13 protein-coding genes are annotated in these 15,775 nt (G+C 40.9%); 8 read left to right on the top strand and 5 right to left on the bottom strand.

What is annotated here, in order from left to right; all coding sequences use genetic code 11:
* The first annotated feature begins 187 nt into the window (after positions 1-187).
* The 5 genes from AACW45_RS01725 (at position 188) to rdgB (ending at position 5,162) form a co-directional block, all read left to right on the top strand.
* A complete protein-coding gene (locus AACW45_RS01725) occupies positions 188-811 on the top strand; it encodes a DedA family protein (RefSeq protein ID WP_190627031.1) in 624 nt (207 codons plus the stop codon).
* A gap of 210 nt (positions 812-1,021) precedes the next feature.
* Complete coding sequence (locus AACW45_RS01730) at positions 1,022-2,170, top strand: ParM/StbA family protein (RefSeq protein WP_190547339.1); 1,149 nt, start codon at positions 1,022-1,024, stop codon at positions 2,168-2,170.
* Between the two features lie 5 nt (positions 2,171-2,175).
* Positions 2,176-2,667: a plasmid segregation centromere-binding protein ParR gene (locus tag AACW45_RS01735; protein ID WP_096642207.1), complete on the top strand. Its 492-nt coding sequence runs from the start codon at positions 2,176-2,178 to the stop codon at positions 2,665-2,667.
* 226 nt (positions 2,668-2,893) lie between these two features.
* The gene (locus tag AACW45_RS01740; protein ID WP_190627033.1) at positions 2,894-4,330 is read left to right on the top strand and encodes a phosphoglucomutase/phosphomannomutase family protein; all 1,437 of its coding nucleotides are present in this window, start codon (positions 2,894-2,896) and stop codon (positions 4,328-4,330) included.
* 247 nt (positions 4,331-4,577) lie between these two features.
* Positions 4,578-5,162: an RdgB/HAM1 family non-canonical purine NTP pyrophosphatase gene (gene rdgB, locus AACW45_RS01745; RefSeq protein ID WP_190627036.1), complete on the top strand. Its 585-nt coding sequence runs from the start codon at positions 4,578-4,580 to the stop codon at positions 5,160-5,162.
* A gap of 169 nt (positions 5,163-5,331) precedes the next feature.
* Here rdgB and AACW45_RS01750 read toward each other — a convergent pair whose 3' ends face one another.
* The 3 genes from AACW45_RS01750 to thiD all read right to left on the bottom strand — a co-directional run bounded on the left by AACW45_RS01750 (position 5,332) and on the right by thiD (position 7,652).
* Complete coding sequence (locus AACW45_RS01750) at positions 5,332-5,670, bottom strand: P-II family nitrogen regulator (protein ID WP_017749852.1); 339 nt, start codon at positions 5,668-5,670, stop codon at positions 5,332-5,334.
* Between the two features lie 336 nt (positions 5,671-6,006).
* Positions 6,007-6,633 (bottom strand): hypothetical protein, encoded by a 627-nt coding sequence (locus AACW45_RS01755; RefSeq protein WP_190627038.1) that lies wholly within the window; start codon positions 6,631-6,633, stop codon positions 6,007-6,009.
* Positions 6,634-6,824: 191 nt separating this feature from the next.
* Entirely contained in the window at positions 6,825-7,652 is an 828-nt protein-coding gene (gene thiD, locus AACW45_RS01760) for a bifunctional hydroxymethylpyrimidine kinase/phosphomethylpyrimidine kinase (protein WP_190627040.1), read from the bottom strand.
* 300 nt (positions 7,653-7,952) lie between these two features.
* Here thiD and AACW45_RS01765 point away from each other — a divergent pair, with 300 nt between their 5' ends.
* Positions 7,953-10,184: a PAS domain S-box protein gene (locus tag AACW45_RS01765; protein ID WP_190627042.1), complete on the top strand. Its 2,232-nt coding sequence runs from the start codon at positions 7,953-7,955 to the stop codon at positions 10,182-10,184.
* 126 nt (positions 10,185-10,310) lie between these two features.
* On the opposite strand, the gene AACW45_RS01770 is transcribed toward AACW45_RS01765, so the two are convergent.
* Entirely contained in the window at positions 10,311-10,718 is a 408-nt protein-coding gene (locus tag AACW45_RS01770; RefSeq protein WP_190627044.1) for a hypothetical protein, read from the bottom strand.
* 109 nt (positions 10,719-10,827) lie between these two features.
* On the opposite strand from AACW45_RS01770, the gene AACW45_RS01775 reads away from it, so the two are divergent.
* Positions 10,828-12,681, top strand: coding sequence for a S8 family peptidase (locus AACW45_RS01775; protein ID WP_190627046.1), 1,854 nt, complete (start codon positions 10,828-10,830; stop codon positions 12,679-12,681).
* A 79-nt stretch (positions 12,682-12,760) separates the two neighbouring features.
* The gene (locus tag AACW45_RS01780; RefSeq protein WP_190627047.1) at positions 12,761-12,988 is read left to right on the top strand and encodes a hypothetical protein; all 228 of its coding nucleotides are present in this window, start codon (positions 12,761-12,763) and stop codon (positions 12,986-12,988) included.
* On the opposite strand, the gene AACW45_RS01785 is transcribed toward AACW45_RS01780, so the two are convergent.
* Positions 12,985-13,308 (bottom strand): thioredoxin family protein, encoded by a 324-nt coding sequence (locus tag AACW45_RS01785; RefSeq protein ID WP_190627498.1) that lies wholly within the window; start codon positions 13,306-13,308, stop codon positions 12,985-12,987. The two genes, AACW45_RS01780 and AACW45_RS01785, sit on opposite strands and share 4 nt — an antisense overlap.
* Positions 13,309-15,775 lie beyond the last annotated feature (2,467 nt).

Consider the following 15,775-nt stretch of genomic DNA (forward strand, 5'->3'; position numbering starts at 1 on the left):
TAAAATCAAAAGGCAAAAGTCAAATGTTAAAAGCATTTTTGATTTTTGCCTTTTCTTGTGATTTAAATCTTTGATTTTAATTTTTTATGTGTAATTAGCAGATTTTCTCAACTCAATTTATTGAGCTTACCTGCGGTACAGATAAGGAAATTTTGTAACTAAATACAGTAATTTTAGGAATTAAATCATGCTGGAATGGATAACTAATACAATCAACTCTCTAGGATATTGGGGGATTGCTCTGTTGATGTTTTTAGAGAATCTTTTTCCGCCGATTCCTTCAGAGTTGATTATGCCATTGGCAGGATTTACCGCCAGTCCCCATCAGCCAGGAGGCGCAAAGCTGAGTATTATTGGTGTGTTTCTCGCCGGACTTTTAGGTTCGGTATTAGGTGCATTAATTTGGTACTACCCAGGACAGTTTTTAGGCGAAAAACGCTTGAAAAAATTAGCTGATAAATATGGTAAATGGATTGCCATATCGAGTGAAGATATTACCAAAGCAAACCAATGGTTTAATAAAAAGGGTAGTAAGGCTGTATTATTGGGGCGATTAGTGCCAGGAATCCGGACTTTAATTTCTGTGCCGGCTGGTCTGAGCAATATGCCTTTGGTGCCTTTTTTATTTTACACAACTATGGGTAGCGCAGCTTGGGTAGGTTTGCTAACATACTCAGGATACCTGCTAGGTAGTCAGTATGAACTGGTGGACAAGTACCTTGCTCCTGTATCAAAAATTGTGCTTGGGAGCTTGATTGTGGGATTTTTTATTTGGGTATTCAAACGCAAGCGTAAAATCACTAGAAAATGAAATAGAAAGGTTTTTGGCATCAAAATAGGTGTTAAATATACTTGATATTGGCCTAAACTATCCCCAATAATGCTAGATTCGCGATCGCCTGACTTAATTTTTTGCGTATTTCTAGCTACACTTGACGCAGCCAGGAATTTTTGATAATTCCCATTTTTGTAAGATTGAGCAGGATTTAGTTTTTACAGTTAAGTTAGGACTAGGAGCTTTATGACAGACCAACCTTCCGCAGCTACCCCAATAAACGCCGCCGCTATACCCATGAATCGGGTGTCTGCGTCCACCCCCATTAACGCGACTACGACACCCAAGCCAAGCACCTTTTCTGGTAAGGCAATTCTCAGTGTGGATTTAGGCAGAACTTCTACCAAGACTTGCGTTACTCGCGAACCCAATAATGTGGTGTTTGTACCAGCAAACGTCAAGCAAATGTCCATCGAACAAGTACGTGGCGGTGTGTTTGAAGCCCGCGCGACAGATCCTTTAATGGATTTGTGGCTAGAGTATCAAGGTAATGGCTATGCTGTCGGTCAACTAGCCGCAGACTTTGGGGCTAATTTGGGAGTAGGTCAATCCAAGGTAGAGGATGCACTCGTAAAAGTATTAGCCAGTGCGGGCTACTTTAAACTCAAAGACGAGATTTCCGTCGTTCTAGGTTTACCTTTCCTATCTCTAGAACAATTTGAAAAAGAAAAAGCACAGTTGACCAGCTTGGTAAGCGGCCCCCATGTGTTAAACTTCCGTGGCGAAACCATCAACCTCAACATCAGTAAAGTTTGGGTAATGCCAGAAGGCTACGGTAGCCTGCTGTGGACAGAAGCTCAACCACAAAAAGGTGCTACTCTCCCTGATTTTACGAAAATTTCCGTGGGTATCGTCGATATTGGCCATCAAACTATCGATTTGTTGATGGTGGATAACTTCCGCTTCGCTCGAGGCGCTTCTAAGAGTGAAGATTTCGGGATGAATAAGTTTTATGAACTTGTCGCTGCTGAAATTGAAGGTGCTGATAGTCAATCTTTGGCATTGATTTCGGCTGTAAATAAACCCAAAGGCGAAAGATTCTACCGTCCCAAAGGTGCCAGCAAGCCAACAAATCTTGATGATTTTCTCCCCAATCTCACAGAGATGTTTTCTCGAGAAATTTGCAGTCGCGTTCTCGCCTGGTTACCAGAACGGGTGACTGATGTGATCATCACCGGTGGTGGCGGTCAATTTTTCTGGGAAGATGTACAACGGCTATTGAAGGAGGCTAGAATTAACGCTTATTTAGCTGCACCTTCCCGACAAGCTAATGCCTTGGGGCAGTATATTTATGGAGAGGCGCAATTATCTGCTGTTCGCTCTTCTAGGGCTTAAAACTGATGTTCCAATGGTCAAAAAAAGTAGTTAAATCGGTCACGTTCAATCCAGGGGTTGCTGATGAAAGCTTGTTGGCTCTTGTAGAAAGCTATTTAGAGAAACAAGTCGATAAAACTTTCAGCGACCTCTGTAAAGAAGCTTTATGGCAATCTTTATGTGTCCCGGAATCAGTCAAACCTGGTGCGCACACAATATCGACAACGGCGGTTGAACAAGAAATCGGTAGACTGCAACATCAACTGGCTGACCTTGAGGAACGCTTTTTTGCCAAAGAATCTCATCGTTTAGAATCAATGGAAAGCCAAATTCTGCAACTTACTCAGCAAGTTGCCCACTTGGCTATCATGGTCGCTGAACGACCAGTGATTCAGTATGCAGCTTCAGGAACACCAGTAGGGGAGGTAGTCCATAATACCTATGTTCCGCCTCCACCTCCTCCTCAAGAGGTTGACCCGGTGATCAGCAGACTTAGCCAGTTTCTCGATGATTTTTAGAGACTATCGGGGTGTTGAGCAGTTTCCTGCTCCTATATAAAATCCTTAATAGTGTTTGCTATTAAGGATTATTAATATTTTTATAGGTTGTAAATTCTTTGCTGATTCTTGACTCGCGGAAATTTCACAGCTAGTTACTAGAAATTATACGTATTAGTACTATATTCTTTTTAATAAAGCTTACAGTCTAAATGATAGAATTCTCAGTAAAAATTAGGATAACTCCATGCCAGTTGTAGCAAACTCCATCAAATTTGGTACAGACGGCTGGCGAGGTTTGATTGGTGAAGAATTCACCTTTGAACGCCTAGCCTTGGTTGCACCAGTTGCCGCGAAAGTATTATATGATACTTATTTTTCAATTGTCGGGACTAAGAAAATCGTTGTCGGCTACGATCGCCGATTTATGGCGGAAGATTTTGCCCGTGCTGTCGCTGATGCTGTTACTGCTATCGGATTTGATGTGCTACTCAGCGATAGTTATGCGCCCACTCCGGCTTTTAGCTGGGCGGCGAAACAACTTAATGCTTTGGGCGCTTTGGTAATTACTGCCAGTCATAATCCTGGATCATATTTAGGCTTAAAAGTCAAGGGATATTTTGGGGGTTCGGTATCGCCAGAATTTACCAAAGAAATAGAAACACTGTTACCGCAAGGGGTACCTACAGCAGCTACACCTGGTAAAGTGGAGAAATTTGACCCCTGGCCTAGCTATACGGCAGGTTTAGAAGGTAAAGTTGATATTGGCAAAATTCGCGCAGCCATAGCTGATGGCAGATTAACTGTCTTTGCCGATGTCATGCATGGAGCGGCGGCTGGGGGATTAGCTAGATTATTGGGCGATCGCGTCCAGGAAATCAACAGCGATCGCGATCCTTTATTTGGTGGTGGTGCGCCAGAACCTTTACCAAAATACCTCTCCCAGCTATTTACAGTCATCAAAAATCACCGCGCCAGCAATCCTCATAATTTAGCTGTAGGCTTAGTATTTGATGGTGATTGCGATCGCATCGCCGCCGTTGATAGTGAAGCTAACTTTTTAAGTTCTCAAGTCTTAATTCCGATATTAATTGACCATTTAACCTTAAGGCGTAGTTTTACAGGTGAAATCGTCAAAACAGTCAGTGGTTCTGACTTAATTCCCCTAGTAGCTGCATTACATAAACTCTCTGTCTTTGAAACGCCTGTTGGTTATAAATACATTGCTGACAGAATGTTAGCCGCAGAAGTTTTGCTAGGTGGTGAAGAATCAGGGGGAATTGGCTATGGTAGCCATATTCCCGAAAGAGATGCATTGCTATCAGCTTTATATGTGCTAGAAGCCATCGTTGAATCAGGGCAAGATTTAGGGGAATATTACCGACAGTTACAACAGCAAACAGGCTTTGATTCTGCCTACGATCGCATCGATTTACCCCTCGCGAGTATGGAAGTGCGATCGCGGCTTTTGCAACAACTACAAACCCAACCATTAACAGAAATAGCCGGACAAGCAGTCATTGACTGTCAAACCATCGACGGCTATAAATTCCGCCTAGCTGACAATAGCTGGTTAATGATTCGCTTTAGCGGAACCGAACCAGTTTTACGCCTGTACTGTGAAGCCGCTACAATCGATCGCGTACATGAAACTCTTGCTTGGGCAAAACACTGGGCGGCGTAAAATTAGTCAATAGTCAAAAGTCCACAGTCAAAAGTCCACAGTCAAAAATTCCTGACCATATTAGACTTCTTGCATAAATATTGTCGCTGTGTTGACTAGAGTTTGAAAAGCTCACGCAGTGCCGCAGAGCCGCAGAGAAGAATGCGAAAATTAGGACTTTTGCAAGAGGTCTATTGACTATTGACCATTGACCATTGACTATTGACATTGACCAATGTACAGACGCGATTAATCGCATCTCTGACCAATGACTAAAAAACTTATAGTAGCCACAGGTAACCCCGGTAAGTTAAAAGAAATGCAAGCTTATCTGGCGGATTCTGGCTGGGAATTATCCTTGAAACCGGAAGAATTAGAAATTGAAGAGACAGGGGAGACTTTCGCCGCTAATGCTTGTCTGAAAGCTTCCCAAACCGCCAAAGCCACGGGACAATGGGCTATAGCTGATGATTCTGGCTTACAAGTAGATGCTTTAGATGGCGCACCAGGGGTTTATTCTGCACGTTACGCTAGAAACGACGCCGAACGCATTGCTAGAGTATTAAGCGAATTAGGCGCGGAAATTAACCGCAAAGCGCAATTTGTCTGCGTAATTGCGATCGCTAGTCCTGATGGTGAAATAGTCCTGCAATCTGAAGGTATTTGTCGCGGTGTCATCCTTCATGCACCTCGCGGTACTCGTGGTTTTGGCTACGATCCGATTTTTTATGTCCCAGATAAACAATTAACCTTTGCGCAGATGACACCACAATTAAAGCGATCGCTTAGTCATCGCGGTAAAGCATTTACAGCGTTACTTCCGCAATTAGCAAAGCTGAGTCCTGAGTCATAAAGTGGGAGTTTAGAGTAAATTTTGCGTTAATTTAGTGTGAAAAGATGATATTTAACCATTTTTTCAAAACTCTCTTATATAGAGGTATTAAGCATCTTCTAAAAACCCAAAATTTAACTCTATTAACTCTTTTTTAACCACTCGGTACTCAAAACTCAGCCATCAGATTTTAAACTGCTTCTGTATTCTTTTCTCCCGTCCGAATCCGAACCACTTGTTCCACAGGCGAAATGAAGATTTTACCATCACCAATTTCACCAGTGCGGGCAGCAGCAATAATTTTGTCTACCACCATATCAACTTGGTTGTCTTCCACAACGATTTCTACTTTCAGTTTTTGCAGAAACTCGACGGTGTACTCAGAACCACGATAGCGTTCGGTTTGACCTTTTTGTCTCCCAAATCCGCGAACTTCGGAAACAGTCATCCCGACAATACCGGCATTTACCAAGGCAATTTTGACTTCATCCAGCTTAAATGGACGGATAATTGCTTCTACTTTTTTCATTAAATTGCACTCCTTGTTTCTACTAGCTTTGTTTATCTATCTAACCAGATTCTTTGTCTGAGACTTTAACTAGTAGAACTATTTTAAAAATATATGTAATAATTTACGACTTTAAATGACCGATGGGAACAGTTCTTAAATTAACTATGGCAATGTATTTGTTATTAAACTATTTTTTGTGATTATGAGATCAAACAAACCAGCATATTTTTGCATGAAAATATGTATTTTTTGTTAACAAAAAATAGGTAAATGTCCTGAAATATTAATTTATAATTGTGAGAGCGAAATTTTTCAACAAGTATCCAGTTACAACTGCAATACAGACAGATGTAACTAACGGCTCTGGTGTTCAAATAAAGGTCGTACAACCAAATACCCAGCACTAAAAGCTGCCAGCATAATTAATAAAATACTAATAACTAACCACCAACCGCTAATTTCCTTAGTTTTTGACTCATTAGCAGCATAATACCTAACTTCCTGCTCTTCTATAAAAATCGGTTGCGGTGTTGGCGGTATCATTTCCATCACAGGCGCAGAGACGGAAGCAGCTGGACTTTTACTACTTGGGGTTTCCGATACAGGTGGACGAGGACGCGCAACTTGCTGCTGGGGACGTGCTTTTGTTGCTGCTTTTGGCGGTGCTGTCTTTTTCCCTTGGGTATTATTAGCAGGCGTTGGACTATTAGCTTGGTTATTAGCTATATTTGGCTGTTGTCCGGGAACATCCACCAACTTTTGTAACCGCAGACAAGATTGAATCAATTTAGTCATTTCCTGACGTAGTAGTTGATTTTCTTGTGTTAATTGCTGGTTTTTAGTAGATAGGCTTTTTAATTGTGCTTGTGCTGTTTGTAACTCATCTGCTAATTCCCGATATACAGACAGGGGTACAGAGGGGGGATAAGTAGGTGTATTTTGTGTATTTGGATTGCTGTAAATAGAATTTGTTGCTTGCATAGGTTACTTAGCATGAAAAATTAGAGTAGGTTATGGTTCTAGAGATACTATCAGAGATAGTCAACACTGAAACTATGCCCAAGAATAATAGAAAAATGATAACAGGGCAAAGATTTTTGCAGGAGATGATGAAATAATTACATACTAAGTACCTTAAAGCCCTATTGGCTTGAAGTACAGCAGATAACATACTAATTGTTATTTTGCAGTAAAGGGAAAAAATGTCCTACAGGGCCTTGTCCTTGACCAATATCAAGAGAGTAAGTAAGGGCAGTTGTAACATAGTTCTTTGCCTGTTGTACTGCTGTGAATATATCCTGGTTTTTAGCGAGGTTAGCCGCGATCGCAGCTGATAAAGTACAACCAGTACCATGAGTATTTTTTGTATCTATCAACTGAGTTGACAAGGTTGATAATTGTTCGCCATCAAACCAGATATCAACACCATGTGCGTTTCCCTCCATTCCACCACCCTTTACCAAAACCGCTTTCGCGCCTAATTTCTGGTGAATAATTTGCGCTGCTGCTTGCATATCATCCAAGCTATCAATCGTTAACCCACTCATAATTTGCGCTTCATAACGGTTTGGCGTCACAATAGCCGCCTGGGGGATTAAAGCATGGCAAAGAGTGTTTACGGCATCATCATCAATTAATTGTGCCCCAGTGCGTGACACCATTACTGGATCTACTACCAAATTCTGAATTTGCAAAGCCTCTACCTGCTGCGCCACAGCTAAAATAATTTCCTGATTGAGTAACATTCCTGTTTTCGCAGCTTGCACACCAATATCTTCAACCACAGCTTGTATTTGCGCCACTACAGCCTCAGTAGCTATCGCATCAACTCGCCTGACACCCAAAGTATTTTGTGCCGTAATGCAGGTTATAGCACTAGTACCGTGAACGCAGTGAAACGCAAAAGTACGTAAATCAGTTTGAATTCCCGCACCACCACCACTATCAGAACCAGCAATCGTTAAGGCAACAGGTATCCTGGATTTTGTCACAGCATTCATCTGATTAATTTTTTACCTGCATTGATTGTAAATAATTACCACAATCAAAACCTATTTTTGGGTTTCACTCTGTTCAACCCAACCTACATTTATTTTTCTTTTCCCAAAGTAATAAAAGAGGGTTGATCGTGTTAATTCCTTAGCCAACCCAATCCAACAACAAATTTTAACAAAAGCTTGTGTAGTCTTGCGGATTTTTGGGCATTCTAACTAAAGTTACTTCTACAAATCCGTTCTGCTGGGCGCAAAAAGTATTGTGAAGACAAATATATAAATATACAGTGAAAAACATAAAGCAGTATGTCTACTGAAGCTATATACGAAGAGCTAACAACTTTACGCCAACGCACTGAGCAGTTAGAGAAAGCTTTCTCCTCAGCAACTCGTGCTGTTAAACAGCAATATCGATTGTGGATAGATTCTCAACGTGCAGGGGAAACTGTAACAGAACTGCGGCATAGATTGTCATTTATGATACAGCGTCATCCATTAGGAGTAATTTCTTGGAATTTGGCTTTTGAGGTGACAGACTGGAATCCAGCAGCAGAGAAAATATTTGGCTATAGCGAGCGGGAAGTACTAGGACGCCATGCAGCAGATATTATAGTAGCTGAAGGTGATAAACAGGAAATAAATGCCGCCTTTACCCAATTTACTCAACAAAAACAGGTAATACCTAATACTAGCCAGAATTATACTAAAGATGGCAAAAAAATCACTTGTAAGTGGTATCACACACCTCTAACTGATTTACATGGCAAGCTCATAGGTTTATTATCAATCGTTGAAAATATCACTGTAGCGCCTGTCACAGAAGTTACCACGATGGCTTCTGTGACTGACGATCAACAATTAATTGCCAATCTACCTGCTATGGTTTACCAGTTTCAACTGGAACCAGATAATAGCGCTTCTTTCGTGAAAATTTTGTCTGGTTCTCAAGAAATTTACGGTATCAAACCAGAAGTAGGACAACAAAATTGTAAATTATTCACAGAAGCAGTTCATCCCTGCGATCGCCAAAGCTTTCTAGAATCCATTGCTATTTCTGCCCAAACTTTACAAACTTGGCGTTGGGAAGGACGGATTTTATCTAGTTGTGGTCAGTGGAAGTGGGTACAAGGTCTTTCCCAACCAGAGGTACAATCAACAGGTAAAATTCTTTGGGATGGGTTATTGATTGATATCACTAATCGCAAAACAGCATTCACAGAAACACCAGCAATTACTTTCCCAGCACAAACTGAAGCCATGTTTCGCAGCTTAGTGGAAAATTTAGATGATATAATTTATACTTTATCTTTAGATGGTAAGTTTACTTACCTTTCCCCTAGCTTCACTGAGATGTTTGGCTATGAAATCTCAGAATTTATCGATAAATCTTTTGCTTCGATAATTAATCCTGAAGATATCACCAGTTATGAAACAATTCTGCAAAAAATTCTCGCAATAGGTAAAAAACAAGCTGGAATAGAAGTGAGAGTTAAACGTGCAGATGATAGTGATTGCTGGATTGTTTTTAACGCTTCACCGATAAAAAATACTGCTAGTAAAGTAGTAGGTTTTCAGGGTAATATGCGAGATATTACGGAGAGAAAAATTACAGAAGCAGATTTAGTGCGATCGCAAACTCAACTCCAACAGCAAACCTCTGAATTACAGCAAACCCTCCAAGAATGCCAACGCATTCAATCCCAGCTGATCCAGAGTGAAAAAATGTCTTCTATTGGTCAACTAGTAGCTGGAGTTGCCCACGAAATCAATAATCCTGTAAATTTTATTTACGGTAACTTAGCCCACGCAAACAACTATACTCACGACTTATTAAATTTTCTCAAGCTTTACCAAAAACACTACCCCAATCCTCCCGCAGAAATCACAGAAGAAGCCGAAGCCATCGACCTCGATTTTCTCTTACAAGACTTACCACATCTTTTATCTTCCATGAAAGTAGGTGCTGACCGTATCCGGAAAATTGTCGCTTCTTTACGTACCTTCTCCCGTTTTGATGAAGCCGATTTAAAATTTGCGGATATTCATGAAGGTATAGATAGCACCTTAACGATCCTAGATTACCGTTTAAAAGCCAAACCCAACCGCCCCACCATTCAAGTAATCAAAGAATACGGCGATTTACCTTTAATTCAGTGCTACGCCGGACAACTAAACCAAGTATTTATGAACATCTTAGCTAATGCTATCGATGCTCTCGAAGAAAGTTATGAGTTACAAAAGTTAGCTTGTGATTGTCTTACCATCCGCATTTATACTGAAAAAATCAACGCTCAACATATCACTATCCGAATTGCTGACAACGGCCCTGGTATCACAGAACAAGTGATAAATCGGTTATTTGACCCCTTCTATACAACCAAGCCTGTAGGTAAAGGTACAGGTATGGGTCTATCTATTAGTTACCAAATTATCACCGAGCGTCACAACGGCTCAATCAAATGCATCTCATCACCCGGACAAGGTGCTGAATTCGTCATTGAAATTCCGATTGAACAGTCAATAGTCAATGGTCAATAGTCAATGGTCAATGGTCAATGGTCAATGGTCAATGGTCAATGGTCAAAAATATAGTCTTTTTATCCTCCTTGTCTTCCTTGTCCTCCTTGTCCCCCTTGTCCCCCTTGTCCCCCCCCAATGCCCAATTTACAATACTCCCTGTAAAAACTTGCCCCATTCTGCAGCTAAAGGAATTTCTGTAAACGGAACGCGCACTGATTGAGGTTTTTCTGCAAAAAGAAATTCCAACTCAATCTGACGACCTTTTTCTGGTGGATTTTCTATCTCTACTATTTTGTCATCCACTAAAAGTTGGATTTTTTGCACATCAACTAAAGAAAAAGTTTCGAGTTTAATCGGCCCTTTCGGCGTGGGTTTTCCCCAAGTTATATCTTGACCCTTTTGACCTAATACTGCATAAATATCATATTTAGCTCGTTCAAATTGCTCTGCCCAAGCGCGGTAAGCCTCAACTTTTTGATACTCTTTTGAGCCTTGCCAAGCCAACCAGAAAAACATGAATAATAAGGGTAACCACAAAAGACCGCGTTCCATTGTTGAAAAATCCTGAGTACAAATTTTAACTTACGTGCAAAATACACCAATCCGAGCCAGAGATAAGTTATGTTAGTGAGCAACTGGCAAAAAGCGGTGATGAGTTTATATGAGAAGGCTTATATTATTTTGCTTGTTTGTCATTGGGTTAGTAGCTGCTGTATTTGGGTTCCTCAATTTTCAGGGACTAGCAGCTAAAGGCGAGTTTGAGACGATTTTGCTAGATTTTCGCGAAGATATACCGAAAGAGGTAGTAGAGAAAAATCTACAAGCGATCGCTCAACAATACCAGGTTACACCCCAATTGGATAATAAATTTTCAGCAAAAGATAATGTGTATATTATCAAAGGCGATCGCCAACGGCTGAAAGAACTGCAAAAATCTCAATTCAAATCGGCTACAGAATTTATCGAGCCAAATTACATTTACAAAAAGATTCCCCAACCGGGTGAAGCTGCTTTCTTGGGCGAATTTTTAAAACCCAACGAAGAGGAAGACGATGTGAGTCCTTCCTTAACTGGCCCTAACGATCAGTATTACAGCAAGCAGTGGAACTTGCACCAAATTGGTATTGAAGCCGCGTGGAATCAAACTAAAGGTAGCGGCGTCACAGTCGCCGTTATCGACACGGGTATTACTCGCGTCCGCGACTTGTACGAAACGAAATTTGTCAAAGGTTACGATTTCGTCAACGATAGAGAAGACGCCAAAGACGATAACGGACATGGTACCCATGTAGCAGGTACCATTGCTCAAGCCACTAACAACAAATATGGTGTAGCTGGTATTGCCTACGAAGCCAATCTCATGCCTTTAAAGGTACTGAATGATTATGGTGGCGGTACAGTAGCCGATATTGCCGAAGCAATTAAATTTGCTGCTGATAAAGGCGCAGATGTGATTAATATGAGCTTAGGTGGTGGCGGTGAAAGCCAGTTAATGAAACAAGCCATTGACTACGCCCACAACAAAGGCGTTGTCATTATCGCCGCAGCTGGTAACGAAAATGCCAATGGAGCCAGCTACCCCGCCCGTTATCCCCATGTTATCGGCGTTTCTGCATATGGCCCCGATGGTGAAAAAGCCCCCTATTCTAACTTTGGTGCAGGGGTAGATATCTCCGCGCCTGGTGGTAGTGAAGCAGGAAAGATTCTCCAAGAGACAATCAACGAAAATGGCGAAGGCGTGTTTCTTGGTTTCCAAGGAACAAGTATGGCATCTCCCCACGTGGCTGGCGTAGCTGCACTCATCAAAGCCAAAGGCGTTCAAAATCCCGATGAGGTTTTACAAGTTCTCAAACAGTCATCGCGAGTTATCCAAGACGACAGTTTAAATTATTACGGCGCTGGACAACTCAACGCTGATGCAGCAGTTAAACTCGCCACTGAAGGTCAAATTAGTTTCTCCGATTTCTTCCGTTGGTTGCGGGATAACGGCTATCTTAACCCCGGCTTTTGGATTGATGGCGGTGCTGTTGCCCTCCTACCCAAGATTTTGATGGTATTAGGTTCCTATCTATTAGCTTGGTTCTTACGAGTTTACTTTCCCTTCTCTTGGAGTTGGTCTTTATCCAGTGGTTTAATTTTTGGCAGTTCGGGATTATTCTTCCTTAAAGGATTTTATATCTTTGACCTGCCTCAATGGCCGTTCCGCCTTTTAGGCAGTTCGATTCCTGAATTAGGTAATGCTATTCAAGGAACCGATGCTTTAAATCCCCTATTTGCTAGCGTCTTAATTCCCTTTGTGCTTATCGCCTTATTGTTGGGACATCCTAGCGGTAAATGGTTTGCAATTGGTTCAACTTTAGGTGTCGCTGCATGTTTAACCATCAGTGCAGTTTACGACCCTACAGTTTGGGGATTGGGTGATAGTTATTTAGCAAGGATATTTCTCATCGCTAATGCCCTACTCTGTTATGGATTAGCGCAGTTATCGTTGAAAAATGAAAAGCAAGTAGCTTAACTTAAGAGGGAATACAGGGAGAGTGATTCAAAATATTACTCTCCCTCATGTTTTAATCCTCTCAACATTCAGCAATTTTATGAGTACTACAGTTACAGGCACAATCCAACATCGTGACATTGGTACTGGTGCATGGGCACTAGTTACCGATGATGGCGTCACCTATGAACTACCCAGAAGTACAGACAAACAGCTACTCAAGTCAGGACAAACAGCCAAAGTCACAGGAAAAGTGCGTGACGATATTATGACAGCCGCCATGATTGGCCCTGTCCTAGAAGTAAAATCCTTTGAGGTAATTAATTAATTCTGACTAGCTGTGGAATTGAGTACTTCTTGTAAACGACTTCTAAATTCTCCTTTGGGATGACCTCCTTTCACCTCACCGATGATTTGAAACTCTCCTTCAGGAGAATCACAAACAATGTAAGTAGGCCATCCCATTTCTGATTTATCAGGATACTGAGTTAATAAAATCTTGCGATACTTGCGGTAAGTAGCTGTATCCTGCATCTTGACATCAATAAATTGCAAATTCAACTCCTCAGCCACTTTTTGATCATAGAAAGACATTTTGTGGCAAATTCCACATTCTTCTGAGGAAAATTTAATTACCGCTAAATTCATTGGACTTTGCGACTCTTGAAGATATAAGCAAGCAAATCTAGTATAAAACATTCAAGATCCGCATCTTAGCGCCACAGGTAAGACTTACCCCAGTAGTCCATTAACGTAAATCTCATAGCCAGAGTTTTAGTCCGCAAATCCTCACAAAACTAGCCGATAAAAGTTGCCAGAGCCGAAAAGTTGTGTAAAACTGGGAATGGGCTTAAAAGCTTATAAATAATGGAACCTCCCCAAAAGCACAACGTCTTATTAGGTTGAAAGCTTATTCTTCCTGGAAGGCAAGCTAAAAACGGTTTGGTTCAGAGAGCAAAATTCTAAAGAAATAATTAAAAATTTTGCCCCATATATTAGTGGAATATCTATTGCATCAGCCTTCTAGCAAATATAAGGTTAAAAATTTAGTCAATAACTGACATCAAGACCTAGCAAAAACAATGGTAAAATAGATTCACTTAACAGTTAACGCCAGGTAAGCGATCGCGAAACTGAAAAAAATCAGTATTTAGTTGGGCAGTGGCAAGAAGATAAAAACACAATTGTTGTGTTAAGATATTGCCCTCACTACCTAAATAATCGGCAGCTAACCGCCAACTATCTCCTCAAAAAATCCCCAGTAGGTATAAGCCTACTAGGGGAGTTAGTTATCAGGGTGCATCTACCACTTCACTGTTCTTAGGTTCAAGGCCATCCTCCGGATAAATTTTGATCGAGGATATTCCTCTGGTTTCAAAAATAAAAAACCCTAGTAAGTATAAACCTACTAGGGGAGTTAGTTATCAGGGTGCATCTACCATCTACTTGTTCTCGAATAGATCTAGGCAATCCGGATAAAATTGTCACAAATACAGTAACTAGAAAATGACCAGAAAAAACCCCCCAATGGTGGCAGCCAATGAGGGGAGTTAGTTATCAGGGTGCATCTACTAGTTTATGTATTCTTCACTGAGAGACTAAATCCGGACAAAATAGGCACATAAAATTAACCAGTGCAAAACCAAAATAAAACCCCTAATGAGTTTGAGCAAATTAGGGGAGTTAGTTATCAGGGTGCATCTACCTCTTCACTATTCTCAGTGCAGCTACTACAATCCGGATAAAAATCAGAAAGCAGGGTGTAATACCAGTGAATCATGACAAAAACCCCCTAGTGAGTTTGAGTCAACTAGGGGAGTGGATTATCAGGGTGCATCTACCTCTTCACTATTCTCAGTGCAGCTACTACAATCCGGATAAAAATCAGAAAGCAGTGGCGTGGCAAGGCTAAAATGTTGCCAAAAAATGTAGGTTGGGTTGACGTAAGGAAACCCAACACCAGCATCTATGTTGAGTTTCTGAAATTCATGTTGGGTTTCGCAAAGCCTCAACCCAACCTACATCTCATGCACTATTTTAGTTATGTCAGTCCAGTAGGGTGTAAATCATGACAAAAATCCCCTAGTGAGTTTGAGTCAACTAGGGGAGTGGATTATCAGGGTGCATCTACCTCTTAATTATTCCCAGTGCAGCTACTAAAATCCGGATAAAATTTTTACCTAATCAGGCGTGAAACTAGCAAATAATCATAAAAATCCCCTAGTGAGTTTGAGTCAACTAGGGGAGTGGATTATCAGGGTGCATCTACCTCTTAATTATTCCCAGTGCAACTACTAAAATCCGGATAAAATTTTTATCAAAGTGCGATCGAGGTGTGTTCTACGAAACAATCAAAAAATCCCCTAATGGGTAGCAACCAGCTAGGGAATTTTACTCTGATGGTTACTCTGATGGTGCATCTACCATTATTATTTTTCTCAAAAAAATAAGTAGCTCCGGACAAAATTGCCACAATGATGATGATTATGTTGTTTCAACCAGAAAAAAATCCCCTAGAAGGTTTGAGCCAGCTAGGGGAGTTAGTTATCAGGGTGCATCTACCATTTCATTGTTCTCAAAAAAAATAAGTAGCTCCGGATGAAATTGTCACAATCATCATGATTATGTTGTATCAACCAAAAAAAAATCCCCTAGAGGGTTTGAGCCGACTAGGGGGAGTTAGTTATCAGGGTGCATCTACCATTTCATTGTTCTCTAGGTAACTGGCATCATCAGGATAAATTTTTTATCTATTCAGCTAATCACGAAAAAATTCACAACCAAACATCAAAATCTCGCTTAAGAGTCAACCGTCAACCGTCAACGCTATTTTCAAGTTAGTTGACAAACATAAAAAACCCCCAGAAGGCGTTAGCCAACTAGGGGAGTTAGTTATCAGGGTGCATCTACCATTTCATTGTTCCCAGATAAACCACCACGATCAGGATAAATTGACTAAAATGTTTATTTTAGTTAGATGTCCAAAAAAATCATGGATGCTAGCGAGAAAAGATGACAGATGAGGAGTTCTAGACTTAATATTTGTTAAAAATACCTATATGAAATTTTGTTGCTATTCGTCAACATAAAAAAATCCCCAAGTCAGCATCAGCCA

The organism is Calothrix sp. FACHB-168 (assembly GCF_963889195.1).
In the GTDB taxonomy this organism is placed as follows: Bacteria; Cyanobacteriota; Cyanobacteriia; order Cyanobacteriales; family Nostocaceae; genus Aulosira; species Aulosira anomala_A.

Coding starts and splice junctions, on each gene's coding strand:
- AACW45_RS01725 (WP_190627031.1), top strand. CDS start 188: ATGCTGGAATGGATAACTAATACAATCAACTCTCTAGGATATTGGGGG.
- AACW45_RS01730 (WP_190547339.1), top strand. CDS start 1,022: ATGACAGACCAACCTTCCGCAGCTACCCCAATAAACGCCGCCGCTATA.
- AACW45_RS01735 (WP_096642207.1), top strand. CDS start 2,176: ATGTTCCAATGGTCAAAAAAAGTAGTTAAATCGGTCACGTTCAATCCA.
- AACW45_RS01740 (WP_190627033.1), top strand. CDS start 2,894: ATGCCAGTTGTAGCAAACTCCATCAAATTTGGTACAGACGGCTGGCGA.
- rdgB (WP_190627036.1), top strand. CDS start 4,578: ATGACTAAAAAACTTATAGTAGCCACAGGTAACCCCGGTAAGTTAAAA.
- AACW45_RS01750 (WP_017749852.1), bottom strand. CDS start 5,670: ATGAAAAAAGTAGAAGCAATTATCCGTCCATTTAAGCTGGATGAAGTC.
- AACW45_RS01755 (WP_190627038.1), bottom strand. CDS start 6,633: ATGCAAGCAACAAATTCTATTTACAGCAATCCAAATACACAAAATACA.
- thiD (WP_190627040.1), bottom strand. CDS start 7,652: ATGAATGCTGTGACAAAATCCAGGATACCTGTTGCCTTAACGATTGCT.
- AACW45_RS01765 (WP_190627042.1), top strand. CDS start 7,953: ATGTCTACTGAAGCTATATACGAAGAGCTAACAACTTTACGCCAACGC.
- AACW45_RS01770 (WP_190627044.1), bottom strand. CDS start 10,718: ATGGAACGCGGTCTTTTGTGGTTACCCTTATTATTCATGTTTTTCTGG.
- AACW45_RS01775 (WP_190627046.1), top strand. CDS start 10,828: ATGAGAAGGCTTATATTATTTTGCTTGTTTGTCATTGGGTTAGTAGCT.
- AACW45_RS01780 (WP_190627047.1), top strand. CDS start 12,761: ATGAGTACTACAGTTACAGGCACAATCCAACATCGTGACATTGGTACT.
- AACW45_RS01785 (WP_190627498.1), bottom strand. CDS start 13,308: ATGAATTTAGCGGTAATTAAATTTTCCTCAGAAGAATGTGGAATTTGC.